The sequence below is a fragment of the Peribacillus sp. TH16 genome (genome assembly GCF_016651095.1).
GTDB classification, from domain to species: Bacteria; Bacillota; Bacilli; order Bacillales; family DSM-1321; genus Peribacillus; species Peribacillus butanolivorans.
This window is the reverse complement of sequence record NZ_JAEKEM010000002.1, coordinates 630573-655339: the sequence shown is the minus strand read 5'-3', so window position 1 is coordinate 655339 and position 24767 is coordinate 630573. Positions and strand designations below refer to the sequence as shown.

The 24767-nt window shown below is 36.7% G+C and carries 25 protein-coding genes and 1 pseudogene; 24 read left to right on the top strand and 2 right to left on the bottom strand.

The window, feature by feature from the left end; all coding sequences use genetic code 11:
• Window positions 1–159: 159 nt before the first annotated feature.
• The 7 genes from JFV29_RS03070 (at window position 160) to JFV29_RS03040 (ending at window position 7494) form a co-directional block, all read left to right on the top strand.
• Complete coding sequence (locus tag JFV29_RS03070) at window positions 160–867, top strand: cytochrome c biogenesis protein CcdA (protein ID WP_053345525.1); 708 nt, start codon at window positions 160–162, stop codon at window positions 865–867.
• Between the two features lie 215 nt (window positions 868–1082).
• On the top strand, window positions 1083–1442 hold the full coding sequence (locus JFV29_RS03065) for a response regulator (RefSeq protein WP_201181183.1): 360 nt from the start codon (window positions 1083–1085) through the stop codon (window positions 1440–1442).
• Window positions 1443–1549: 107 nt separating this feature from the next.
• On the top strand, window positions 1550–2029 hold the full coding sequence (locus JFV29_RS03060; RefSeq protein WP_223305315.1) for a CcdC family protein: 480 nt from the start codon (window positions 1550–1552) through the stop codon (window positions 2027–2029).
• Window positions 2030–2232: 203 nt separating this feature from the next.
• A complete protein-coding gene (locus JFV29_RS03055) occupies window positions 2233–2550 on the top strand; it encodes a DUF3219 family protein (protein ID WP_242486782.1) in 318 nt (105 codons plus the stop codon).
• Between the two features lie 81 nt (window positions 2551–2631).
• Window positions 2632–3060 carry a DUF2621 domain-containing protein gene (locus tag JFV29_RS03050; protein ID WP_053345530.1) on the top strand — a complete coding sequence of 143 codons (429 nt, stop codon included), beginning with the start codon at window positions 2632–2634 and terminating at the stop codon, window positions 3058–3060.
• Window positions 3061–3220: 160 nt separating this feature from the next.
• Window positions 3221–4366, top strand: coding sequence for an exonuclease SbcCD subunit D (locus JFV29_RS03045; protein WP_201181181.1), 1146 nt, complete (start codon window positions 3221–3223; stop codon window positions 4364–4366).
• Window positions 4363–7494, top strand: coding sequence for an AAA family ATPase (locus JFV29_RS03040; protein ID WP_201181179.1), 3132 nt, complete (start codon window positions 4363–4365; stop codon window positions 7492–7494). Before JFV29_RS03045 ends, JFV29_RS03040 begins: the two co-directional genes overlap by 4 nt.
• Before the next feature lie 73 nt (window positions 7495–7567).
• Here the strand turns inward: JFV29_RS03040 and JFV29_RS03035 are convergent, their stop codons facing one another.
• Window positions 7568–7975 carry an Hsp20/alpha crystallin family protein gene (locus JFV29_RS03035; RefSeq protein ID WP_201181177.1) on the bottom strand — a complete coding sequence of 136 codons (408 nt, stop codon included), beginning with the start codon at window positions 7973–7975 and terminating at the stop codon, window positions 7568–7570.
• Between the two features lie 348 nt (window positions 7976–8323).
• Complete coding sequence (locus tag JFV29_RS03030; protein WP_201181175.1) at window positions 8324–9094, bottom strand: IclR family transcriptional regulator; 771 nt, start codon at window positions 9092–9094, stop codon at window positions 8324–8326.
• A gap of 255 nt (window positions 9095–9349) precedes the next feature.
• Here JFV29_RS03030 and JFV29_RS03025 point away from each other — a divergent pair, with 255 nt between their 5' ends.
• The 17 genes and pseudogenes from JFV29_RS03025 to JFV29_RS02950 all read left to right on the top strand — a co-directional run bounded on the left by JFV29_RS03025 (window position 9350) and on the right by JFV29_RS02950 (window position 24734).
• Window positions 9350–10111: a dimethylarginine dimethylaminohydrolase family protein gene (locus tag JFV29_RS03025; RefSeq protein WP_201181173.1), complete on the top strand. Its 762-nt coding sequence runs from the start codon at window positions 9350–9352 to the stop codon at window positions 10109–10111.
• Window positions 10112–10191: 80 nt separating this feature from the next.
• A complete protein-coding gene (locus JFV29_RS03020) occupies window positions 10192–11808 on the top strand; it encodes a M20/M25/M40 family metallo-hydrolase (protein WP_201181171.1) in 1617 nt (538 codons plus the stop codon).
• A gap of 102 nt (window positions 11809–11910) precedes the next feature.
• Entirely contained in the window at window positions 11911–13365 is a 1455-nt protein-coding gene (locus JFV29_RS03015) for a YfcC family protein (RefSeq protein ID WP_201181169.1), read from the top strand.
• Between the two features lie 52 nt (window positions 13366–13417).
• Window positions 13418–14593, top strand: a complete 1176-nt coding sequence (locus JFV29_RS03010) for an amidohydrolase (RefSeq protein ID WP_446728232.1) — start codon at window positions 13418–13420, stop codon at window positions 14591–14593.
• Between the two features lie 339 nt (window positions 14594–14932).
• Entirely contained in the window at window positions 14933–15736 is an 804-nt protein-coding gene (locus JFV29_RS03005) for an enoyl-CoA hydratase/isomerase family protein (protein ID WP_056523504.1), read from the top strand.
• A 236-nt stretch (window positions 15737–15972) separates the two neighbouring features.
• The gene (locus JFV29_RS03000; protein WP_446728209.1) at window positions 15973–16254 is read left to right on the top strand and encodes an acyl-CoA thioesterase; all 282 of its coding nucleotides are present in this window, start codon (window positions 15973–15975) and stop codon (window positions 16252–16254) included.
• Window positions 16255–16350: 96 nt separating this feature from the next.
• The gene (locus JFV29_RS02995) at window positions 16351–17232 is read left to right on the top strand and encodes a PaaX family transcriptional regulator (RefSeq protein ID WP_056523501.1); all 882 of its coding nucleotides are present in this window, start codon (window positions 16351–16353) and stop codon (window positions 17230–17232) included.
• A gap of 17 nt (window positions 17233–17249) precedes the next feature.
• Window positions 17250–18029 carry an enoyl-CoA hydratase-related protein gene (locus JFV29_RS02990; RefSeq protein WP_201181167.1) on the top strand — a complete coding sequence of 260 codons (780 nt, stop codon included), beginning with the start codon at window positions 17250–17252 and terminating at the stop codon, window positions 18027–18029.
• A gap of 2 nt (window positions 18030–18031) precedes the next feature.
• Complete coding sequence (locus tag JFV29_RS02985; RefSeq protein ID WP_201181165.1) at window positions 18032–19012, top strand: MBL fold metallo-hydrolase; 981 nt, start codon at window positions 18032–18034, stop codon at window positions 19010–19012.
• 147 nt (window positions 19013–19159) lie between these two features.
• Complete coding sequence (locus JFV29_RS02980; RefSeq protein WP_116821863.1) at window positions 19160–20098, top strand: Phenylacetic acid catabolic protein; 939 nt, start codon at window positions 19160–19162, stop codon at window positions 20096–20098.
• Window positions 20099–20425, top strand: coding sequence for a metal-sulfur cluster assembly factor (locus JFV29_RS02975; protein ID WP_201181163.1), 327 nt, complete (start codon window positions 20099–20101; stop codon window positions 20423–20425).
• On the top strand, window positions 20422–20652 hold the full coding sequence (locus JFV29_RS02970; protein WP_057217666.1) for a hypothetical protein: 231 nt from the start codon (window positions 20422–20424) through the stop codon (window positions 20650–20652). The genes JFV29_RS02975 and JFV29_RS02970 overlap by 4 nt, the downstream gene beginning before the upstream one ends.
• A 1-nt stretch (window position 20653) precedes the next feature.
• Entirely contained in the window at window positions 20654–21304 is a 651-nt protein-coding gene (locus tag JFV29_RS02965) for a Phenylacetic acid catabolic protein (RefSeq protein ID WP_201181161.1), read from the top strand.
• A pseudogene (locus JFV29_RS30165) lies at window positions 21294–21958 on the top strand (3-hydroxyacyl-CoA dehydrogenase family protein); the annotation flags it as partial. The gene JFV29_RS02965 and the pseudogene JFV29_RS30165, both read left to right, overlap by 11 nt.
• On the top strand, window positions 21956–22321 hold the full coding sequence (locus JFV29_RS30160) for a 3-hydroxyacyl-CoA dehydrogenase family protein (protein ID WP_446728231.1): 366 nt from the start codon (window positions 21956–21958) through the stop codon (window positions 22319–22321). The pseudogene JFV29_RS30165 and the gene JFV29_RS30160, both read left to right, overlap by 3 nt.
• Window positions 22314–23105 carry a 3-hydroxyacyl-CoA dehydrogenase family protein gene (locus tag JFV29_RS02955; protein ID WP_201181159.1) on the top strand — a complete coding sequence of 264 codons (792 nt, stop codon included), beginning with the start codon at window positions 22314–22316 and terminating at the stop codon, window positions 23103–23105. Before JFV29_RS30160 ends, JFV29_RS02955 begins: the two co-directional genes overlap by 8 nt.
• Window positions 23106–23255: 150 nt before the next feature.
• Entirely contained in the window at window positions 23256–24734 is a 1479-nt protein-coding gene (locus tag JFV29_RS02950; protein WP_201181157.1) for an aldehyde dehydrogenase family protein, read from the top strand.
• Window positions 24735–24767: the final 33 nt, after the last annotated feature.

Genomic DNA, 24767 nt, shown 5'->3' with positions numbered 1-24767 from the left:
GAATTCAAATAAGTTACCTTAATGGTAATAAACAACAGTTTAACCTAATTTTTGTAATTTGGTTTTGAGTTTGTCATGAAATATTCACAGTTCCAAAAATGTATTTTTTTATCTTATTTGTTACAATGTTTATAGGTACTTACATAGGAGTGAGGGTTATTGAATGATATTAATATTTTCTTAGCTTTTGGAGCCGGTTTTTTGAGTTTTATATCTCCGTGCTGTTTACCGCTATACCCAGCTTTTTTATCTTATATCACTGGTATGAGTGTTGGTGAGATTAAATCAGAGAACGCCATGCTCCAAAGAAGGAGCATGTTGCATACTTTGTTCTTTCTACTAGGTTTTTCTTTGGTTTTTATTGCAATAGGGTTTAGCACTACATATCTAGGTTCTTTCTTCTCAAATTACAAGGAATTAATTCGTCAAATTGGTGCCATTTTAATTATCATTTTTGGGTTATTTATTGTGGGGGTCTTTCAACCAAAGTCCTTAATGAAAGATAGCCGTTTCGAGTTTAAAAACCGTCCTAGCGGATATATTGGTTCGATTTTGATTGGTCTTGCTTTTGCTGCTGGATGGACGCCGTGTGCAGGTCCTCTTTTGGGTGCTGTCATCACTTTAGGTGCAACCAACCCAGGCGCGGCCATGAGCTATATGACTGCTTATATATTAGGATTTGCCATACCATTTTTCATTTTATCCTTCTTTGTCGGAAAATTGAAATGGATTAAAACATACAGCCAATATATTATGAAAATTGGCGGATATTTAATGATTCTAATGGGCGTGATTTTATTTTTTAATTGGATGACCAAAATTATTGCAGTCCTATCTAGACTATTCGGGGGATTTACTGGGTTTTAGTCCATGGATAAGTTAATTTTTAAAAATATTTTAATAGGATATTCTGTCGGTGGTTCTTTATACCTGTTTGTGTGTAAAATTACTTAAATTATCACATTAAATCATTTGATTTTAGGTCTTAAGTCAGATATCCTATACTTATTATTGAAAATTATCATTACATTTCAATACGATTAGATTTCGCTTTCTGTTGTTTGAAATGAGGAGGAACGGCTATGGCCCGAATATTAGTAGTTGATGATGCTAAGTTTATGAGAATGACACTTTCGAATATATTATCAAAAGCAGAACATGAAGTAATTGGTGAAGGTGAGAACGGGAAAGAGGCAATAGAATTATTTCGTAAACTAAATCCCGATCTTGTTACAATGGATATAACAATGCCAATCATGAGCGGGCTAGATGCGGTTAAAGAAATTAAGAAAGATTTTCCTTACGCAAAGGTTATAATGTGCTCAGCGATGGGACAACAAAAAATGGTTTTCGAAGCTATTGAGGCAGGGGCAAAGGACTTTATTGTAAAGCCGTTTGACGAATGCCGAGTAGTAGATGCTATCAATAGGGTGCTTGATTAAAACACTCTCCTTGTTTATCTGATTTAGGTAATATATACTTTGTTTAATAATTGAAGTGATATAATTTTTCATGGTACTTACCTATTTTAGCTAAAAGGATGATAAAAATGATGATATATATATCAACAGGTATAGCGATTGTGATGGCTATGGGTGTTTTCATGTTTCGAATGAAGGAAACAAAAAAACCAGTGAATGAAAAAAAAATCATATTACCCCCACTCTTTATGAGTACGGGTGCTTTGATGTTTCTTTTCCCAATGTTTAGGGTCACTAGATACGAATTTCTAGAAGCTCTTGTAGCAGGGATGGTATTTTCTATCCTCTTAATTAAAACATCCAAATTCGAAGTTCGAAATGAACAAATTTATATTCTGAGGTCTAAAGCATTTATATTCATTTTAGTTGGACTAATGGTGATACGACTTGTTGCAAAGCTTATTCTGGGAAGTACAATTGAAGTTGGCGTGCTTAGTGGAATGTTTTTCCTTCTTGCTTTTGCGATGATTGTTCCATGGCGAATAGCGATGCTATACCAATACAAAAAAGTCAAAGCGGCTTACTTAAGCGAAAGTAATATGGTGTAAGTTTTAATTAAACTAAATATAACAAAAAACAACACCTGCCATTATGTCGGGTGTTGTTTTTGTACAATGGATCAGAAAAAGGAAATTAATTCAAAGAAACATGTCAGGTTTTCCTGTGCACATTTTTTTTGATATTTTCAAGGCTGAATCGTTGGCGTGGGACGCCTGAGGTGATAACATAACTTTAATCACAAATAAAGGAGATGTTTAGTAAGATGGTAGATGAAGTCATTTTGGACGATGTATCACTGCATGTTACTGATTTTCATGCAGAAGTTATAAAAGATTCTGAAGGTAGAGAATTCAGAAAAGTCAGTTTTAATTTCGAGGTAACTAATAGTGAATATCATGATATAACAACACTTCTATATCAAATGGTATTTGATATAAAGATCCCTCAGTCAAACGAGGAATTTCGCGGAGAGATTTTTAACTATGCTACTTCGGTTACGAATCTTTATGAAGAAAATGCTGTGGGAGATTTTTCACTGGTCTTATTGGAAGTAAACGAACAAGAATGATTCTATTGCCAGCCTTGTAAAGAAATGGGTTACTGTCTATAATACATAGTAACAATTATTCTATACATATGAGGTGGTTCTTTGCTTGGAGGCTGGTTTTTATGGTTTATTCTATTTTGGGTAGCCCTATTAATAATTTTGATGAGCATCGGTGGCTTTTTCATGTTTCGGAAATTCTTAAAAAGGTTTCCTAAAGAGGATGGAAAATCCGATATGGATTGGGAAGAATATTATTTGGACCAAACAAAGCACTTATGGTCAAAGCAGCAAAAGGATTTACTTGAAGATTTAGTGAGCCCTGTACCAGAACTTTTTCGTGATGTTGCACGACATAAAATTGCTGGTAAAATCGGTGAATTGGCGTTAAAGGAAAAAGCGGGAGATATTACAGAAGATTTAGTAATTCGTGGCTATATCATTGCCACGCCCAAACGTGATCATAAATTTTTACAAAAAAAATTAGCTGAACGAAAAGTAAATATGAGTCCATATGAACATTTATTTAGCTGATATTAGGAGAAGGTAGACTCTTTAGAGTGTGCCTTTTTTTTGTTTGAAAAAAGATGTGCTTCAAATCATGGTAAAAATTAGAACGTTTGTACCCAATCCATGCTATCCTTTCAATTTTTGATATAATAATAGTAAGTAAAAATGAGGACGGAGTGAAACTATGAAATTTATCCATACGGCTGATTGGCATTTAGGGAAAATTGTTCACGGGGTACATATGACAGAAGATCAAAGACATGCACTCCTGCAATTTATTGAAATAGTAGAAGAAGAGAAACCGGATGCTGTTGTGATTGCCGGTGATTTATATGATCGTTCTGTTCCACCGACGGAAGCGGTAGAGCTTCTTGATGAAATTCTTTATACCATTAATGTGAAAATGAATACACCGATCGTTGCGATATCGGGAAATCATGATTCGGCGGAGAGGCTGTCATTCGGTTCATCATGGTATCGTCATAGCCAGCTATACATTCATGGGAAATTGACAAAAACATGTGAACCGGTCCGTATTAAGGGCGTGAATTTTTATTGTGTCCCATATGCAGAACCTGGTACCGTTCGCCATCTTTTTGAAGATGAAAGTATTCATTCTCATCAAGAAGCAATGAAACGAATAACTGGAACTATTGCGGAAACATTCAATCCGAATGAACCAAATGTTTTCGTTGGACATGCCTTTGTATTAGGTGGTAAAACGAGCGATTCAGAACGTGTTTTGTCAGTAGGCGGTTCTGGGTGTGTTTCATCTGATTTATTTGATGCGTTCAATTATACGGCACTTGGACATTTACATAGCCCAGATGCGATACGCCATCCAAAGGTATATTACTCCGGCTCACTATTGAAGTACTCTTTTTCTGAGGCAAAGCAAAATAAGTCGTTATCCATTGTCGAGATGAAAGAAGATGGCAGTTTCGATATGCGATATCGATCTTTGATGCCTAAGCTTGATATGAGGGAACTGGCAGGCACAATGGAAGAGTTACTTGACCCTGCTTTTTATCAATCACAAAAAATAGATGACTATTTAAAAATAACACTAAATGATGAGGGATCACTCATCGATCCGATTAATCGCTTACGTCAGGTCTACCCGAACGTACTTCACCTAGAGCGGAAATGGGATTTGGCTGACCTGAGAAGAAAAAAATCCTTTTCTTCTGTAAAGGATGAACGAAAGTCCGAATTGGATTTGTTTGAAACGTTTTACCAAGAGATGACAGATCGAGACTTTGATTCTCAAAAGCAAGATTTGATGGTTTCGGTAATTGAAGCTGTGAAGAAAGAGGAGGCTTTAAAATGAGACCTCATATTTTAACGATGCAGGCATTCGGCCCATATGCCGGAAGAGAAACTATTGATTTTAATACCCTTGGAGAAAGAACTATGTTTGTCATTTCTGGAAAGACGGGTGCAGGGAAAACAACGATTTTTGACGGGATTAGCTTTGCGATATATGGAAAAGCAAGTGGTGAAGATCGAAGTGGGCAAGATTTACGAAGTCAATTTGCCGAAGATGATATGTTGACGGAAGTCTCGCTACAATTTACACTGCGTGGAAAAACATATTTGGTAACTCGTTCACCACAACAGGAACGAAAGAAGAAATCGGGCGATGGCACGACGACAGTTGGTGCGAAAGCTGAATTATATGAGCTGTTGCCAGAAGGAAAAAAACTGCTAGGTGCCAATGTACGCGAGGTTGAAGAGAAAATCAAATTACTTATTGGACTTGATGCCAATCAGTTTCGGCAAATTCTGATGATTCCTCAGAATGAATTCAGAAAACTGTTAACATCCGACAGTAAGGATAAAGAACAGATACTTCAGAAATTATTTCATACCGAACTTTATAAACGAATAGAAGAAAAATTAAAAGAAGAAGCTTCAATTCTTAAAAAGAAAAGTGAAAGAAGTGCACAGCGGCGAATTGAATTAATGAAAGGAATCAAGCCGGGTAATCATGAAGGACTGCAGGAACATTTGGAGGCAGAAGAGCCAAATGAACAACAGATTTTGCCGCTCTTACATTCTGTTATTTCGGCAGCAACAGAAAGAAGTCAGTATGTTAGCAAGCAAATACAGGAAAAGCAAGAAGCTCGAGATCAAGTTAACCAAGAGCTTTCAAAAGCGGTGGATTTGTTAAATAGGTTTACTGAAAAAGAAAGACTGAGAAAGGAAAAAGAGATCCTTGAAGCGAAAAAACCTGAAATAGATGAAGTAAAAGAACAAATTAAAATGGCGCACAAAGCGGCTTCTCTAGAAAAGCAAGAGCAATATTATTTGCGGATTGGTAAACAAGTACAAGATGTAACTACAGAACTCCAAAAATTAAGTGAGCAGGAAGAGAAGTTAATGGCTGAGCGGATTAAGAAACAAGATTCCTATGAACAGGAATTATTGAAGGAAGACGAAAGGGAACGGGCGGTTCGAAATGTGCATCAACTTGAGCAGGTAAAAGATGCTGTGATGACATACGCGAGTTTAAAAGCGCAAGTTCTTTTAGATGAAAAAGAGTGGCAGACTAGTAAGCAGCTTCGTGAAAAAAATGTATCAGAGCATAGTTCAATTGAAGCGGAAGCAGAAAAAGTTGGTCTTGAAAAATCAGAAGCGGAAAATGCAGCTTTTCTTTATAGTGATATGGAAAGAGAAGTCGAAAAAAATCAGCATTTGTTATCAGAAATGAAAAAGCTTCAAGATGTTCTTTCAGAATCACAGGGCACAAAGCGGGTGTTAGATGAAAAGAATAACCGGTTCCAAGAGCTTCTTAAAATTCAGCTTCAGGAAAAGGAAAAACTAGAGGCTCTTAATGAAAAGTGGCGCGCTGGTCAGGCAGGGATGCTAGCGTCCATGTTGCACACTGGTGAAAATTGTCCTGTGTGCGGATCGGTGAGTCATCCTAAACCCGCCAAAATGCATGATGAGATGCCATCGGATCTGGAATTGAAACAGCAGGAAAACTATCTGAAGTCTGCAGATCAACAAAAAAGTCTAGCTGAAAGTGAATATTATCAAGCAGAATCTAAGTTCAATGCACTAATAGAGTCCTCTCAAGAAAAATTGGCTGACTTACAACAGGGTTTGCCACAGCTTTCTTTCGATCAAATTGATGCTTACTTGAATCAGTTCGAGCAAAAAGGAAAAGAGCTGCAAGAAAAGTTACGGATATTGAGGCTTAAGAAGGCCGCGTTTAGTGAATTGGAAAGAAGGTTGCTTGAATTAAAAGAGAAAGCAGTCCACCTAAAAGCGAATAGAATATCTTTAGAAGAAGTAGAAGATCAAGTCAAAACCAGGTATATTGAAAATTCTACAAAGCTTAAAGGATTAACTGATTCTATGCCAGAAGGAATCAGGACTGAGGAAGAATATACTGCAGCATATCAAGCGGCCGTCAAAACGCAGAAACGTTTACAAATTGCATTAGAAGAAGCACAAAAGAATCTTCAAATGGTTAAAGAAAAAGAGTCGGGCATCAATGCGAAAAAAGAATCACTAACTGGAAATATAAAAGCCTTAAATCGTGAATTAACAGAGGAACGGGAAAAGTTGATTACGGATATGACCAAACAAGGATTTGCCAATTATAAAGAATATACAACAGCCAAAAAGTCAGAATCGGCTCTCGAATATATAGAGAGTCAAGTTCTGCAATACAATCAAAGTTGGCAAAGCGTTCTAAGTCTATTTCATGATTTGGAAATGAAATTAAAAGATGTGGTCAAACCGGACCTTGAAGGGTTGAAAAAGACTTTTGAATTCATAGATCGTGAATTGGAATTGTTGCGCAGAAATCAGAATGAATTACTGGCTGACAAGCAAATAAACGAAGAAATTGAACGAAAACTGGAGCTAATAAGGGAAGAGCAGAAAAGTCTAGATGAAAGATACAGTATCGTTGGTCATCTGTCCGAGATTTCTAAAGGTCAAAACTCCTTCCGTATTACTTTTGAACGGTATGTATTGGCGGCCTTTTTAGATGATATCCTAAAAGAAGCCAATCTAAGATTGTTGAAGATGACTAGCGGTCGTTATCAGCTTTTACGAAAACTGGACCCAACGCGAAGGAATATTCAAAGCGGTCTTGAGTTATCTGTATATGATCAATATACAGGCCAGGAACGGCATGTCAAAACGCTTTCAGGAGGCGAAAGCTTTAAGGCGTCGCTTGCACTTGCTCTAGGGCTTGCTGATGTTGTCCAGCAGAATGCAGGTGGCATATCACTTGAGACCATGTTCATTGATGAAGGTTTCGGTACGCTTGACCCTGAATCACTCGACCATGCGATTGAAGCATTAATGGATATACAGAGCACCGGAAGATTGGTTGGCATAATTTCTCACGTTCCAGAATTAAAGGAACGAATCGATGCCCAGCTTCAAGTCATTTCTACACAAAAAGGAAGTCGAACTTCATTTTACTTTGCGGGCTAATCAAGATAAAAAAAGAATGGCTAAGGAAGCAGGCAGCTTCCTTAGCCATTCTTTTTATTATGAAGAAAGAAAACTACTCAATATTAATATCGTCAGCTGTTTTTCCGGGGGAAAACTTATGGATGCGAATCACCAATAACGGATTTGAAAATTCCGCGGTAATCCTACGTGAGCAAATTGAAAAGGGGAAGGGGATTTTCCTCTGTGTGGGTAATGTATCCGCTTTATTTTCAAGAAAGGGTTTATGAGTATCGTCAACGATGATCGATAGCTCATTATCACTTAGGCATACTTTAATATCTTTAACATCATGATTTTCTAAAACCGCTTCCACCATATACTCATCTTCACTTTCGTATATATCAATTGAAAATAGTTGATGATCCAACGCACTTGTTTCCGGGTCCAGAAAAAACTTTTTCACCCATTCATCAAACTTTTCAACCTCATTCATTTGCGATCCATGTAAATTGTCTTGCATGTTGATACCCCCGGTTTTTCCTTTGTATGTATTATATGTTTGAAGTATGAAGAATGGTGATTGAAAAAAATAAAAAGTGATGACATAAAGTTCACAATCTGAAAACGATTTAAACTATAAATATATCCTGTTGGTCTGTTGTTAGAGGACAACTTAGTGTGAGTATAAAAGGGGTAACTTTAGAGAGATGCGAAGTAAAAAATCAGGTAAAATGAAATAAAAAGCATACCAACGAAATTAGACTACTTCAGTCTCAAGAAAACAGAGATAAAGTAGCCTGAAATAATTTTTTTGTATTTTTTCTTTATACCCCTCGATTACTTACTTTTTTAAATAAAATACCATGATTTAGAAAGAACGATTCATTGCCTTCGTATGTTCAGACCCGTTATATCCTAATTTTGCAGACATGCATTGACTCGTTTCCATCACATTTTTAACGAGGATATTGAGTCTTTCAGGTGTCAAATTAAAACTTACAAAACCAATACTTATGGCACCTGATACTTCTCCAAAAAAATTCAAAATTGGGGCAGCGACGGAAGATGTCCCTTCAGTTCTTTCACTGTGACTAATCCCATATCCTTTGGAATTCATATCCTTTAAAACTTCTAAAAACTCTATTTTTTCCTTTTCAGGTACAAGGGTATCTATAACTTTTTTTGCCTGTTTTTCTGGCATGTAGGCAAGCATCACCTTATTGGCAGCACCGACATGAAAGGGTATCCGTGAACCAAGTTGATCATAGACTCGAATAGGATTTCTTTCACTATCAATCCGTTCAATAATAAGGGATTCCAATCCCATCGGACGGTAAAGAAATACGCTTTCCTCTACTTTATGCATAAGCCTTTCTAATTCTGTCCTTATTATACTAATATAATCCAAAGTGTCATACATTTTCAGACCATATTCCATCCAAATATCTCCTAATCCGTATCGTTTAGATTGCTCATCCTGCTTAATTAAATCGTGCTTACTCATCGCTTTTAATACACGATGAATGGAACCAATCGGAAGATCACATTCTTGAGAGAGTTCTGTAATAGATAAACCGTTTTCTGATGATTTAGATACCAGCATGTTAACTACATTCATAGCCCTATCAATTGTTTGCATGTATATACCACCATTCTTCAAGGGGTTGATTTCAGATAATTCTTAATATATTGACATTATACCATTTTAAAATTTATAATTTAATAAAATTTCCATTTCAAGAAATATAATTCCATTATGCGGAAAAGGAGGAGGTAATAATTTATTGTTCATCTATGAATAAGCCCATAAAACGAGTAATTATTAAACATCCAAAAGAAAGATCTATCAGTCAAGAACATTTAAGGAAAGAGTGAGGGGGAAGGGGAATTATCAATGTACAAAAATGTAATTGTAAAATTACCAAGCCAAAGTTATGTAAATGGACTAACAACATCCAATTTAGGAACTCCGGATTATGAGTTATTACTAAAACAGCATGAAAGTTATGTAGAGGCTTTGAAAAGCTGTGGTGTCTCCGTTACATGTTTGCAGAAAAGTGAAGAATTTCCTGATTCAACATTTGTTGAAAATGCAGCGGTCTTAACTCCAGAATTCGCTGTTATTACGAACCCGGGAGCAGATACAAGGAATGGAGAAATAGTAGAAATAGAATCTGTGTTAAAGGATTTTTATGAAAAATTCCACTACATAAAAACACCTGGAACATTAGATGGAGGGGATATTCTTCAAATTGAAAATCATTTCTATATTGGTATTTCTGAACGTACAAACGAGGAAGGAGCACGCCAACTAAAAGAAATAGTAGAATCAGAAGGTTATCAAGCAACGATTGTTCCACTGCAGAAATTTCTCCATTTAAAAACGGGCATTGCTTACCTTGGTAACAACGCTATTATTGTTGCAGGCGAATTTATTAATCATCCTGAATTTGATCAATATAAAAAAATTATCGTTCCAGAAGAAGAAGAATACACCGCTAACTGCATTTTAGTAAATGGTTCCCTTATCATACCGAAAGGATATGAGAAGACAAAGCGACAAATTGAAGAGGTAGGCTATAAAACAATTGAATTAGAGATGACAGAGTTTCAAAAACAAGATGGAGGCCTTAGCTGCTTGTCCCTGCGTTTTTAATCCAAATTAAAGAGATGAGTTTTCAAACCTTGAAAAAAATAAATTCCAGATTTTATTTAAATTGAAAGAGGTGATATTTAATGAGCCATTTATTATGGGGATCAAAAGAAACACTTCGAAATCTGTTATGTGAACTTGTTAGTTGGGACAGCCGGACACTCACAGATGGAGAACGGAATTTTGCGTATAGATTGAGAGATAAATTATACGAAATTGAATACTTCCAACAAAATCCTAATTACGTATCCCTTCATGAAGTGGACCTGGGGAGAAACTATGTCACAGCCTTTTACAGAAATCCAAAGGTAAAAGATACCGTTGTATTGATAAGCCATTTTGATACGGTCCAAACTGAAGAATATGGTGATTTAGAACCTCTTGCATTTTACCCGGAAGAACTCACGAAGGCACTTCGTACGCGAAAAGCCGAGTTGCCAAATGAAGCATGTGATGATCTTGAATCAGGAGAATATTTGTTTGGCAGAGGAACAATGGATATGAAAATGGGGCTTGCCCTTCATATGTCAATAATAGAAAAAGCTATTTTCGAACAATGGCCTCTTAATCTTATCCTCCTTACCGTTCCTGACGAAGAAGTAAATTCTTCAGGAATGAGAGCGGCAGTTTCGAGACTTGTCCAGATGCGGGATGAATATGACCTTTTTTATAAACTGTTTTTAAATGGCGAACCTTCCTTTTCACAGAAGCCTGGCGATTCTAAATCGTATATTTATTCTGGAACAATGGGTAAAATCATGCCGGCTGCTCTTTTTTATGGAAAAGAAACTCATGTTGGTGAACCTTTTAAAGGAATAACAGCTCCCTATATTTCAAGTTTCCTTACTCAGCTCATGGAGTGGAATGCCCTTTTTAGGGAAAAGGATCTAGGTGAAACTACCCCGTTACCAATTGTATTACAACAAAAAGATTTAAAATCACAATACTCTACACAAACGCCTTATAGGTCCGTTGCGCTTTATAATGTCTTTGTCATGAAGCGAAGTGCCTCTGACATAATGAATCTGTTTGAGAAAGTTGCACAAGAAGCAGCCGCAGCATGCAATGCATCCTATAAAACATTGTGCCAACGTGAACAATTGAATGGAGTAGGCGAGATCCAAGTATTACGCTACGAAAAATTGATAGTATATGCAGAGCAGAAGTTAGGAAAGAGACTTGTAGAAGAAATAAAGAATGAGGTGAAGGAGAACTTTCATTGGGATGAGCGGGAAAAGTCTTTACGAATTGCCGATAAATTGTTGATTCAATGCCAGGAACTTGCACCAGCGATTGTCATATTGTTTGCGCCACCTTATTATCCTCCAGTCAATACATCACATGATCCGCTTATCATCGATTCTATTAAAAAAATAAAAAAAATGGCAAACAAAATTTCTATGGAAATCAATCATATTCACTATTTTAATGGTGTTTGTGATTTGAGTTATGTCCATTATAACAATCATGATGATGGTTGGTCTGCTTTTGAACGAAATACGCCCGTTTGGGGAGAAACCTATAATATTCCCTTTAAAGACATGATGAAACTTCAAGCACCCGTTTTTAATGTAGGGCCTTTTGGAAAAGATGCACATCAACGTACGGAGCGACTTCATATTGAAAGTGCCTTCGTTCAGACCCCGATGATGATTGAGTGTTTACTGAAAAATATGTTTACAGATGCTAATACCATTTAATGAATCTTGCAATCTGATTGCACAAGTCTATAGTGCATTTCCATTAGATAGACGGAAAAAGAAAGTAGTAGATTTATTTTAAACTTTAACTGGGGGTCAAATATGAGTAATTCAACTATTCAGCAAATCACATCCAATTCTCTTGAGCATCAACCTATACCAGACAAACAACCAAAAAAAGCGAAAGGAAAAGAAATCAATCCTTTTGTCTTAATGTTCATCGTCATTATCATTGCCACCGTTCTAACCTATGTTTTACCCGCAGGTCAATATGAACGAGTTGAAAAAGACGGTCGTACAATCGTGAATCCTACTTCGTTCGAATTTGTTGATTCGTCACCAGTTGGACTACTAGATATGTTTAGCAGTGTACATTTAGGCATGATTGAAGGAGCTTCCATTATTCTTTTTGTATTTTTGTTCGGAGGCGCTCTTGGAATAATGCAAGCAACTGGTGCACTGGACTCCTTAATAAAATTTGTTGCAGCACGATTAGGAACCAAAGAAAAAGTGTTAATTCCGTTAATGGTATTAATATTTGCTTTATTAGGTACGCTGATCGGTTCTGCGGAAGATGCCTTAGTGTATATTGCAATTGTCGTGCCTATGAGTATAGCGTTAGGGTTCGATGCAATGACAGGTTTCGCGATTGTGGTGCTCGGAACTTTATCAACGGGTTTTACTTCTGGTATAACAAATCCTTTTAATGTGGGCATAGCTCAAAGTATTGCTGAATTGCCCATGTATTCAGGTATGGAATTACGAGTTGCCATTTTCGTCGCTTTTTATATCGTAACTGTAGTATATATTTATTTTCATGCGATGAAGGTAAAGCGTAACCCGACATTGGGTGAATTCGGTAAATTCAAATCTAGTGCGCATACGGAAATTGATTTGAATTTCAAATTAAGTAAAAGACATCTTCTTGCGTTACTTCTTCTATTGGTAAATTTCATTGTGTTAATTTATGGCGTTATTAAATTAGGTTGGTATATTAGCGAAATTAGCGGGTTATTCTTAATGTGTGCAATCATAATGGGCTTTATTGGAGGGCTGTCACCTTCTAAGATGGCTAATGGTTTCATTTCAGGAGCGAGTGACATGGTTTCTGGAGCACTTATAATTGGTGTCGCACAAACAATCTTGGTTATTTTCACGAATGGTGGTCTACTGGATTCAATTTTATATTATACGTCTGGATTAGTTGAACAATTGCCCCCTGCAATTAATGCTTTAGGAATGTTTATTTTACAAATGCTCATTAATTTTGTTGTACCATCTGGAAGTGGACAAGCTGCACTCACCATGCCAATTATGACACCGTTAGCAGATTTAGTCGGTATGTCAAGACAAACCGCTGTGTTAGCATTCCAATTAGGGGATGGCCTATCTAATATGATTTTTCCTACTTCCGGAGTACTATTGGCCGGCTTAGCAGTAGCAGGGATACCTTTTACCAAATGGGTGAAATGGATCTTTCCGTTTTTCCTAATTCAAATGGCCGTATCGATAATCTTTTTAATTATTGCCCAAGCTATTAAATATGGTCCTTTTTAACGGAAAATATGAAATAATAAATAAATATATATAAGGAGGTCTTTCATTAATGATGACAATGGAAAAGGCGATTATGAATCAGGTAATCTCATGGAGGCGCCATATACATGAAAACCCCGAGCTTTCCTATCAAGAGCAAAATACATCTGATTATATTTACAATCTATTAAGTACATTTCCAGGATTAGAAGTAACGAAACCAACAGAAACAAGTGTATTGGCAGTATTAAGAGGATCGAAGAAAGCTGATCAGAAAAACTATACCATTGCGTTTCGTGCAGATATAGATGCATTGCCTATTCAAGAAGAAGCTGATGTGGACTTTAAATCGAAAAATCCAGGAGTTATGCATGCCTGTGGACATGATGCACATGCTGCCATGTTATTGGGTGCTGCAAAGATTCTTTCTGAAAAAAGGGAGGAGATTTTTGGGGAAATCAGATTTATCTTTCAACATGCTGAAGAATCCTATCCAGGAGGGGCATCAGAATTAGTGAAAAGCGGTATCATGGAAGGAGTTGACTATGTATTCGCTCTTCATGTTTCACCTTATGAACGAAAAGGGACAATTTGTATCAGAGATGGGGTATTCTGTGCGGCTGCTGATGACTTTGAAATTAAAATAATTGGCCAAGGAGGACATGCTTCTACTCCTGAATTAACAATCGACCCATTAATCATTGCAGCTGAAATCACAACCAATCTTCAACATATTATCTCTAGAAAACTTTCTGCACTTAAAGCACCCGTGATTTCCGTTACTACATTTCATGCTGGAAGTGCTCTAAATGTAATACCAGAATATGCAGAGCTTGGCGGGACAATTCGATCTCTAGATGGAGATAGTCGCGTAAAATCTAGAGAATATCTAGAGAAAATTGTAAAAGGGATTACTGATGCACATGGAGCAAACTATGAAATCAATTGGTTATTAGGTTATCCTGCTGTGGTCAATAACAAAACAGTAGTAGACATCTCTCGGGAAATTGTAGAAGAAATTTGCGGGAAAGATAACCTGATAAACGTCGAACATCCAATGTTTGGGACTGAGGACTTTTCTGCCTACTCCGAAATTGTTCCAGCTTCGATGCAATTTATAGGTGTTCACAGTGATGAAATAGGAAAAGCGTATCCGCTGCATCATCCTAAATTCAAGATTGACGAAAGTGCCTTGCAATACGGAGTAGAATATTTCGTAGGGGTTGCAAAGAAAGTGTGTGGACACTAAATAGGAATCAATAAGTAGAATATAAGCTATTAAAAATGACCAATTCATATTTGAGTTGGTCATTTTTTTGATTAATTAGCCATTTGATCTTAATCAAATATTCCATCACAAAGAATTTAAGACCTAGATATTATCAATTGAAATAGCTGTACTAGTGTTTAACCTGAAGCAGTCTATTAAGATATTTAATTATTGAAAAAACAGTATAAAAATCTTAATAAATATATTAATTTAAAAAATTTACCAAAAATAATTGCAATTCTGAAAATTCCATAGTATATTATGTAATATAAACGGAAGTAAATAAAACGTAATACTAAAACTAAGGAGTGTTGATGAATGAGTACAGCAGTTGAAACTAAGAGAACGCTTACAATCCAAAAAAACAAAGAAACTGGGGTTGCAGAGGTACATCTTCATATTAACAAGACGAATGCTTACACACTTGATTTTTACAAAGAGTTAAATGAGGCAATTGATGATATTCGTTTTGATCCAGATATGAAGGTAGCTGTGTTAATGAGTGATATGCCTAAATTTTTCTCGGTGGGGGCAGATATTAATTTCCTTAAAGCTGCTGATCCCGTTTTTAAAACACAATTCTGCTTGTTCTGTAATGAAACACTTGATAAAATTGCTCGTTCACCGCAAATCTGGATTGCTTGCCTAGAAGGCCATACAGTAGGTGGAGGTCTGGAAATGGCGATGGGCTGTGATCTACGCTTTATGGGTGATAAAGCAGGGAAAATTGGTTTACCAGAAGTTAACCTTGGGGTTCTTGCTGGGACAGGCGGTACGCAACGTATGGCTAGGTTGGTTGGACACTCAAAGGCAATCGACTTGAATATCACAGGAGAATCGATTCTACCTCAGGAAGCTAAGGAAATTCGTCTGGTTGACCGCGTTTACCCACAAGAAGAAATTCGTGAAAAAACATTGGAATATGCAAAAAATGTCGCCAGTAAAGCAAGTTATTCAGTCACTAATATCAAGCTTTCGATTATGAATGGTAAAGAAATGCCATTAAACGCGGCGATTCGTTACGAAGGAGAAATACAAAATCTGTTATTCCGTTCTGAGGATGCTAAAGAAGGTTTGGCTTCATTCCTTGAAAAGCGTGAACCACAATGGAAAGGTAAATAATAAATTTACCCTTTGAAAAAGCGATATCGGTTTCTGCCGATATTGCTTTTTTAATACCAATGCTAAAAGGAAGCTGGTGAAATATATAATGGAAGAAACTCATTTAAAAAGACGCATAAATGAAACAAAATTTCAAATCCAATGGGGTGATACAGATCGAGCAGGGATCGTCTATTATCCCAATTATTATAAATGGTTCGATTTAGCGAGGTCATAATTTTTTTCGCTCGATAAATATGAGTCCTAAATATTTAGAAGAAGAAAAAAAAATTATCATTCCTTTACTAGAAGCAAAGTGTACATTTGAAAATCCCCTTTACTATGACGATGAAGTGACAGTGTACACCCATGTGGAGGAAATGAAAACGAAGACAATTCGTTTTCATCATGATGTATTTTGTGGAGAGAGAAGGACTGGCCATGGCTATGAAATTCGCGCTTGGACTTCTATTGTGGGCGATAAGTTTAAGGCGGTGCCAATTCCTGAAGATATTAAAAGATTATTGAAAGTTAGATGATAGTTTAATATTGGATAATCCTCTAACAAGTTTGAAAATTGAGCTAATTTAGATTACATTAAGAAGAAAAGGCTTTATGAGAACAGGAGAATCAACATGAAACCAAGGTCATTATTGTATACTCTTTTTGGTGATTTCGTTCAATTTTATGGAGGGGAGGTATGGATTGGCACCCTTATTAAAATGATGAATCATTTTGGTATTTCTGAATCATCTGTACGCGGTGCCATTTTACGACTCGTACAGCAGGATCTAATAATTGGGCGGAAAATAGGCAATAAAAGCTATTATTCATTAACACCAAAAGGAAAGCGCAATATGGATGATGGTGTCAAACGTGTTTATACAATCAGAAATCATCAATGGGATGGTTTATGGAGAGTGGTAACCTACTCAATTCCTGAGGAAAAACGTGTGCTTCGAAATCAAGTACGTAAGGAATTGAGTTGGACTGGTTTCGGGCTTATGTCTAATAGTATTTGGGTCAGTCCTAATCCATTAGAAAAACAAGTGCTAACCCTCATGGATACATATGATTTAAAGGACTATTTAATTGTATTTAGTTCGAGCCAAGTCATCACTCATACTAATGAAGAGATTTTACGCACTTGTTGGGATTTAAAAGAAATAAACAAAAACTATTTAACCTTTATACAGCAATATGAATCGAAGCTTCATGACATGCAGCAGGCTGTTTGGGAAGATACCATTTCCAATGAGCAATGCTTTTATGAACGAACCAAGATTGTACATGAATACCGGAAATTCCTTTTCCTGGACCCCGGTTTTCCGCTAGATTTGCTGCCTGATGATTGGCATGGAATAAAGGCTAGGGAGTTGTTTTGGAATATCCATCAACTGACTTCAGTCAAAGCAGTGAAATATTTTGAATCGATAATGGAATATCCGCCTGATAAAGCAGGCTATGTTAATCGTGAGAAAGCAATCAACCCTTTTTCAGAAATCTATCATGATTAATTAGGAGGAGAGGTTTTATGCCAAAAGTTTATGTTACAAAAATAGAAAGTATCGCTTATGTCATATTAAATCGACCTGAAGAGCTAAATAGTCTTGATTATGGGTCGTTAAAGGAATTGAATGAAATTGTTCTGAACTTAAGTACCGATTTAACAATAAAAGCGGTGGTTTTTTCCGGAACTGGTATGAAAGCTTTTTGTGCTGGAGCTGATTTGAAAGAGCGAAAAACATTGTCAGAGCAAGAGACACGTAGAAATGTTTGTCTAATTCGAGATGTTTTTAATAGAATAGAAGACTTGCCGCAGCCTACAATAGCGATGATTAATGGATATGCACTTGGAGGTGGCTTGGAATTAGCCCTTGTCTGTGATTTTAGATTTGCGGTATCGGAGGCGCAGCTTGGTTTAACTGAAATAAACTGGGCTATCATTCCAGGTGCAGGCGGAACACAGCGTTTACCGAAGCTGATTGGCATTTCGAAAGCCAAGCAACTTATTTATAGCGGTAAAAAGCTTAATGCCATCGAGGCGAAAAATATTGGTTTAATTGACGAAACCTTTGATGACCAGGAGTCACTTGAGGCCTATACACTTGAATTCTTGGAGCCGATATTGCTAAAAAGTTCGATTGCACTCCAACAAGCAAAATATGCAATTAATAAAGGGCATGCTACTGATTTGCGAACAGGGATTGCCATCGAATCAAAGGCCTATGAGTTAACAATAGGGACTGGGGATCGAAAAGAAGCATTACTCGCCTTTCAAGAAAAACGGGACCTAGTTTTTAGGGGGTCCTGACAATGGCTGTGCTTTCAGGAAATCATCAACAAATAACAGATTATTTAACACGTATCGGGATACCTGTACCGTTCCCTATGAAGTATGTCTATTGTTATATATTCCGCACGAGAGAAGAAATCATATTAATTGATGTTGGTTTTCCAACAACAGACGCGAAACAGTATTGGGAAGAAGTCTTTGAAGAGTTGTCTATCAATCCAACAGATATATCAAAGATTATCCTGACTCATTTTCATCCTGATCATTCAGGATTAATTAGTTGGATGCAACAAAAAACCGGTGCACATGTTTATATGAGCAAAGAAGAAGCTAAGATGATTAAAACTGTTTTTGGCGGCAGCACGAAGCAGGCTGAGGCAACATATGAATTATTTCAAAAGCATGCTGTTCCAGAGCCATTGTTGACGAAAGTTAAAGAGAACGTATTGTTTCTTTCAAGTAAAGTAAATCCACTTCCCGAAATTAATAATTTCAATGAATCGCAATTAGATAGTCCTGATGGAAGATGGGCCGTCCATAAATATAGTGGACATGCTGAAGGACATCTATGTTTTTATCATGAAAGTCAGAAAATTATGTTAATAGGCGATGTTGTCTTGAATCGAATCACTCCGAATATTAGTCTTTGGCCCAACTCTGATCAAAATCCCTTAGCTAGTTACTTTTCAACTTTGCATTGCCTTGTTGATCAAGATATAAGCATTGCTTATCCAGCCCATGGAACACCTATTGAAAATCTCTCACAGAGAGCTAAGGAAATCATTGTACATCATAAGGAACGTTTAGCGACTATTTTAACCATTTTGGAAACGAATCAAGTAGCTTTTGAGATTACAGAGAAGCTGTTTCATCATAAAAAGCTTACTGATCATCAGTGGCGATTCGCCATTGCGGAAACATTAGCACACCTGGAGTATCTAGTGGAATCAGAGAGAATTCATAAAATCTCAACAAATGGTACGTTCCAATATAAATTATAAGGAATAAACGAGATGTATTTATGTACATCTCGTTTATTTGTTTTCTGAAAAATCTGATAAAGTCTTGACTAACCATATAAAGTAAATTATTATATTACTTATATAAGACGATAGTTCAAAAAACATAATATGATAGGAGAGGGAGATATGGCAATATCTGCGAATGATTTGATGAGCAAGGTCCAATCTGGGTTTGTGGTGGAGAGATTAGAAGATATGGATGAAAATTATAAAAAGGCATTGAAACAAACTCTGATGATAGTTGGGGATACAGAGCTACTAAGTGTGCCACCACTTCTGACTGTTTACAAAGATGCTCCTAATTTAAATTACAAAATCACAGCACTTGCTGTTATGCAGGATGAAATTGGGCATGCGCATATTGCCTACAGGTTATTAAAGGATTTAGGAGAAGATGTTCAATCTTTGTTATACAAACGTCCGCCAAATAAGTGGAAAAACCCATTTGCCTTTGATTTTAAATTAAATAATTGGGTTGAACTCGGTGTGTTTAATGGATTGTTTGACCGTGCAGGTTACACCCTGTTGGGAGATGCACACCAGCATACATCATACGGACCATGGAAACGTGCGTTAGTCAAAGTAGATAAAGAGGAATTATTCCATTTGAGAAACGGCGAAATTATCATGAAGGCAGCTATGAAAGAACCGGAAACGGCTAAGCAGGTCCAAGAAGCAATTGATTGGATGTTTATAATGTCACTGGAGTTCTTTGGTGTAGCGGATAACTTAAAAAGTCGTTCATCCCAGCTTGATTATAAGTTGAAAGGAAAAACAAATGATGAACTAAGGCAAAAATGGATGTCAACGGCTGTTCCTTTTTGTGAATCTCTTGGACTTAATGTTCCGGCCCAATACAACGAAGAGACTGGGAAATATGATTTGCTTGTTCCCTTTCCTTGTAAATTCGATGTTGAAAATAAGCGATGGAAATATGATGAGCCAGATACATGGGATAATGTCATCCAGCGCTTTAAGCAGAGAGGTCCGCAAAATCAGGAATTTGTTAATCGAATTCAAAAAGGATATCAACAACTTGAAGAATATCGAAATGAGGCGATCTAGATGGAAAAGGTTTTTTATAAAGATCCCATTCTTATCAATGCGTTACAAGACGTTACTGATCCTGAATTTCCAATAAGCATTGTTGATATGGGATTAATTTATGGGGTAGAAAAACAAGAAAATAAGGCGCTTGTTACGATGACTTATACTTCAACAGGCTGTGGGTGTATGCAATGGATTGAAAGCGATATCAAAAATCGACTGCTTCAAGAAGAGAATATAAATACAGTGGAAATTGAAGTGGTTTGGAGTCCTGCCTGGACGGTCGATCAAATGAGTGAAGCAGGTAAACAAAAATTAAAGACTTGGGGGGTTAGTTCTAGATGAATAATAAAGCAGTTAAACAGTTTGAATATAATGTGTTTTCCAGAATTAATCGAGGTGATGATTTAATGCATATTGGAACCGTCGAGGCCAGCAGTGATGAGTTGGCGCGTGTTTATGCAAGATATATTTACGACGAAGAAAAATGGGTGGAAATGTATATAGTCAAGAGGGAAAATATGATTTGCATTAGAGAAGTAGAACCATTTTTTAAGAAAAGGGTGGTTTAATATGGTGAATTCCACAAATGTCAATTATGAATTAATTTCTTTAATAGAAACGATTGCTGATAACAAATTTATCCTAGGAGACCGTCTTGTCGAGGTCGGTGTGAGCGGACCTGACTTAGAAGGAACACTTGCAGCGATTGCGATGGCGCAATCAGAGCTTGGACATGCGCGCCTTCTCTATAACTGGGGAGCGAATTTAAAAGGTGGAAAAGGTAACAAAAATGATGTGAAGGAACAAACAGGAAAAGCATTCGATAGCATAGTTAAAATCGAGGAATGGATATCACTTATTGCAGGACTCTACTGTATGAACACAGCGCTTAACATATTGATAACCGCTTTAACCAGTCATCAGAAAAGCAGTGATATCGGGCTGCAATTTAATAAATTAGTAAAAGAACAGGAAGAACATATTTTGTACTCAAAAAGCTGGGCACTCAAGTTGCTAAATGATGGCGGATCTATACCAGCTCGATTCGTTAATGCTTTTAAGCTTTGTGAACAAGAAGTCATTACATGGTTGAAGCAAGTGGAAAACAATATTGTTCTTGTTGAGAGTGATGTTCTTCTTAAAAATAGTAATCTAGCTGATTCTTATAAGAATGCATTGATCCCAAGCTTGAGGGATGAGGAAATTGTAAATGCTCAGTGAAAAGGAAAAACCAACTTGTCCTTTTTGTGATGGAAAAAATGTTGAGTTATATTCATCCTTCGGCACTGCACAGCTAGTTAGGCAGTACTATTGCCAGAACTGTAAAACTGTATTTGAAAGTATACGTTGGAGTGGAACTGCTGATGCATCTCCTGAGAAAACTCAAGGAATCCAAACAGTCGGTGTAGTTGGTTCGGGGACAATGGGAAGTGGAATTGCCCAAACTTTTTTACAAAGTGGATTATCAGTTACTTTATATGATATAGAAGACGAAACCCTTGAAAGAAACTCTAGAAATATTATTACTAATATCGAAAAAATGAAAGTAAAGGGTAAAATTACCCCAGAGCAGGCAGAGTCAGTAAATCGAAACCTTAAGGTGAGTACAAAACTCACTGATTTATCGGGTTTAGACTTAATTATTGAAGCTGTACCGGAGATTAAATCTTTAAAAATAGAATTATTTAAGAAGTTAGATGCAGTTTCCGACCCTGAAACAATTCTAGCAACCAATACGTCATCTTTTTCAGTTACAGAATTTGCAGCCAATTTAAATCATCCTCAAAGAATGATTGGTATTCATTTTTTAATCCAGCACCTCTAATGCCACTCATTGAAATTGTAAAAAGTCAATTAACTGATCAAACCACCATCGATAGAACTAGAGACCTTTTCCTCCTAATTAAGAAAAGGCCGGTAATATGTAAAGATACACCAGGCTTTATCGTCAATAGAATTGCCCGTTCTTTTTATAATGAGTCCCTTAGAATTGTCGATGAAGGTTTAGTTACACATGAGAAAGTTGACCGAATCATGAAAAAGGCTGGCGGGTTTAAAATGGGCCCATTTGAATTACAAGATTTAATTGGTATTGATATTAATTACAATACGACTCAATCATTATTTGATAATTTTCAAAATGAGAGTAGATTTAAACCCCATTATTTACAAAAAGAAATGATACTAGCTAACAGGCTTGGACGGAAAACAGGAAAGGGGTTTTACAAATATGAGTAGCTTCCAGAAGGTGCTCATTGTTGGCTCTAATCAATTGGCCGCTAGACTTCATAAAATTTTTGAAGGTTCGACAAAAATTAAAACTGCTGATCACTTAGCCGATTGTGAAACAGAATTTTTTGATTTCATTTGGGAAACAGAGCATGGTAATCTAGAAAACAAGAAAAAAACAATTCAGGCACTTGAAAAATTTGTTTTAAATAAACATTCAATTGTTATAACGAGTGTACTTTCTGTTACTTGCACAGAAGTATCTAATTGGACAAATGGACATTTGAAAATTGTAGGATTTGCTTGTTTTTCAGACTTGGATTCTCAAAATCTAGTTGAATTAACTTTGCCGTTAACTGGGGAAACGAACAATTTGGAAGCGGTTACTAAACAACTTGAAAATGTAGAATTAGAAACGGAATTTGTTGAAGACCAAGTAGGACTAGTTTTTCCAAGGGTGCTTTCAATGATTATTAATGAAGCATTTTATGCTTTTACGCAAAAAATAGCTACTAAGGAAGATATCGATATAGCGATGAAGCTTGGAACAAACTATCCCAATGGGCCGCTAGAGTGGGGAGAGCGTATTGGGCTTGATGAAGTGTATTCTGTCTTACAAGGGTTATACAATAATTTACAGGAAGAACGATATCGGCCAGCTCCATTGTTAAGAAAGTTTGTTATTTCTGGTTGGAACGTTGAGGCATTTGCCCGGTATGAAAATTACAAACAGAAGATTAAGTCATATAACTTGTCACAAATAGAGAATAAAGAACTTCCTTTTACCACCTGATAATCAATGAAAATGACAGTGTGTGAGATTTATGGGGTAGATGAAATGGAGTCCTTTGACAGTACGGAATGCTGTGACTGAGATATGAAATCGAATTGGTTTTTGAATCTCCGCGCCAATATATATACAAGATAGTAGGAGGAAAGTTACATGCTGAAAGACTATTACAAACTTTATATAAATGGGGAATGGGTTGAAAGTGAATCAGGAGAGTTTTTTGAAGCATATAATCCAGCAACAGGTGAAGTATTATCAAAGGTAGCTAAAGCAAGCAAATCTGATGTAGATACCGCTGTGACTGCAGCAAGAATTGCATTTGAAACAGGGAAATGGAGTCGCTTTTCACATAGTAAACGAGCACAGGTATTAAATAAAATCGCTAGTATCATGCGCGCAAGATATGATGAACTTGTAAAAGCAGAAATTTTGAACACAGGTAAAAACATTCCTGCGGCTAGAGGTCAAGTTACTCAAGCCATTGAGGATTTCGAGTTTTATGCAGGAGTTGCTTTAACTTCAGGTGGACGCACAAATCCAATGCCGAATAATTTTTTTAACTATACCTTGAAAGAGCCTGTAGGTGTCTGCGGTCAAATTATACCTTGGAATTATCCATTAATGATGGCGGCTTGGAAAGTAGCTCCAGCACTCGCTGCGGGTTGTACAGTGATTCTTAAGCCTGCTAGCTACACGCCAATTACTGCGTACCTGCTTGCTGAAATATGTACAGAAGCGGGAGTTCCTGCGGGAGTTGTGAACGTAATTACTGGAAGTGGTTCGGAAATTGGACCATACATGACAGAGCACGAAGGCATTAATAAAATTGCCTTCACAGGTGAGACGGAAACAGGAAAAGATATCATGTCTAAAGCATCTGGGACATTAAAACGCGTTACTTTAGAATTAGGAGGGAAGTCACCAAGCATCATCTTTGCTGATACAGAAATAGAAGATGCGGTAAATGGATCTTTATACAGCATCTTTTATAATACTGGACAGTCATGTGAAGCCCGCTCTAGAATTTTTGTAGAAGAATCGATTTACGAGGAATTTTTAAATAGATTCGTAGAAAAGACGAAGCAACTAAAAGTCGGTGATCCATTCGACAAAGGAACACATGTAGGGGCAGTCATATCCTCAAGTCATGAAAAAGTAATAGACGACTATGTAAAGCTTGCAGTAGAAGAGGGAGGAACCGTTCTTTGTGGAGGGAGCAGACCTGAAGGTAAGGAGTTTGCAAACGGTTATTGGTATTTACCGACTGTTATTAGTGATGTCACAAATGAAAGCAGAATTGCTCAAGAGGAAGTATTTGGTCCAGTTGTTGTTGTCATGAAATTTACAAATGAAAAAGAAGCAATAGAAATGGCAAACCACTCGATTTATGGTTTAGCATCTGCAGTTTGGACAACAAACCATGCAAAAGCGAATCGGGTAGCAGCAAAAATTAACGCCGGGATTGTGATGATTAACAGCCCGATTTCTGCATTCCCTGGAACTCCATTTGGAGGTTATAAGCAGTCAGGCTTTGGTAGAGAACTATCTCTTGAAACCCTTGATTTATATACTGAAACGAAAAGTGTAGTCTCCTATGTAGGTGAAAAGCAGTTAAATATGTTTGGTCTGTAATAGAATAATAGGTGGGGAAAATTTTTATCAGAA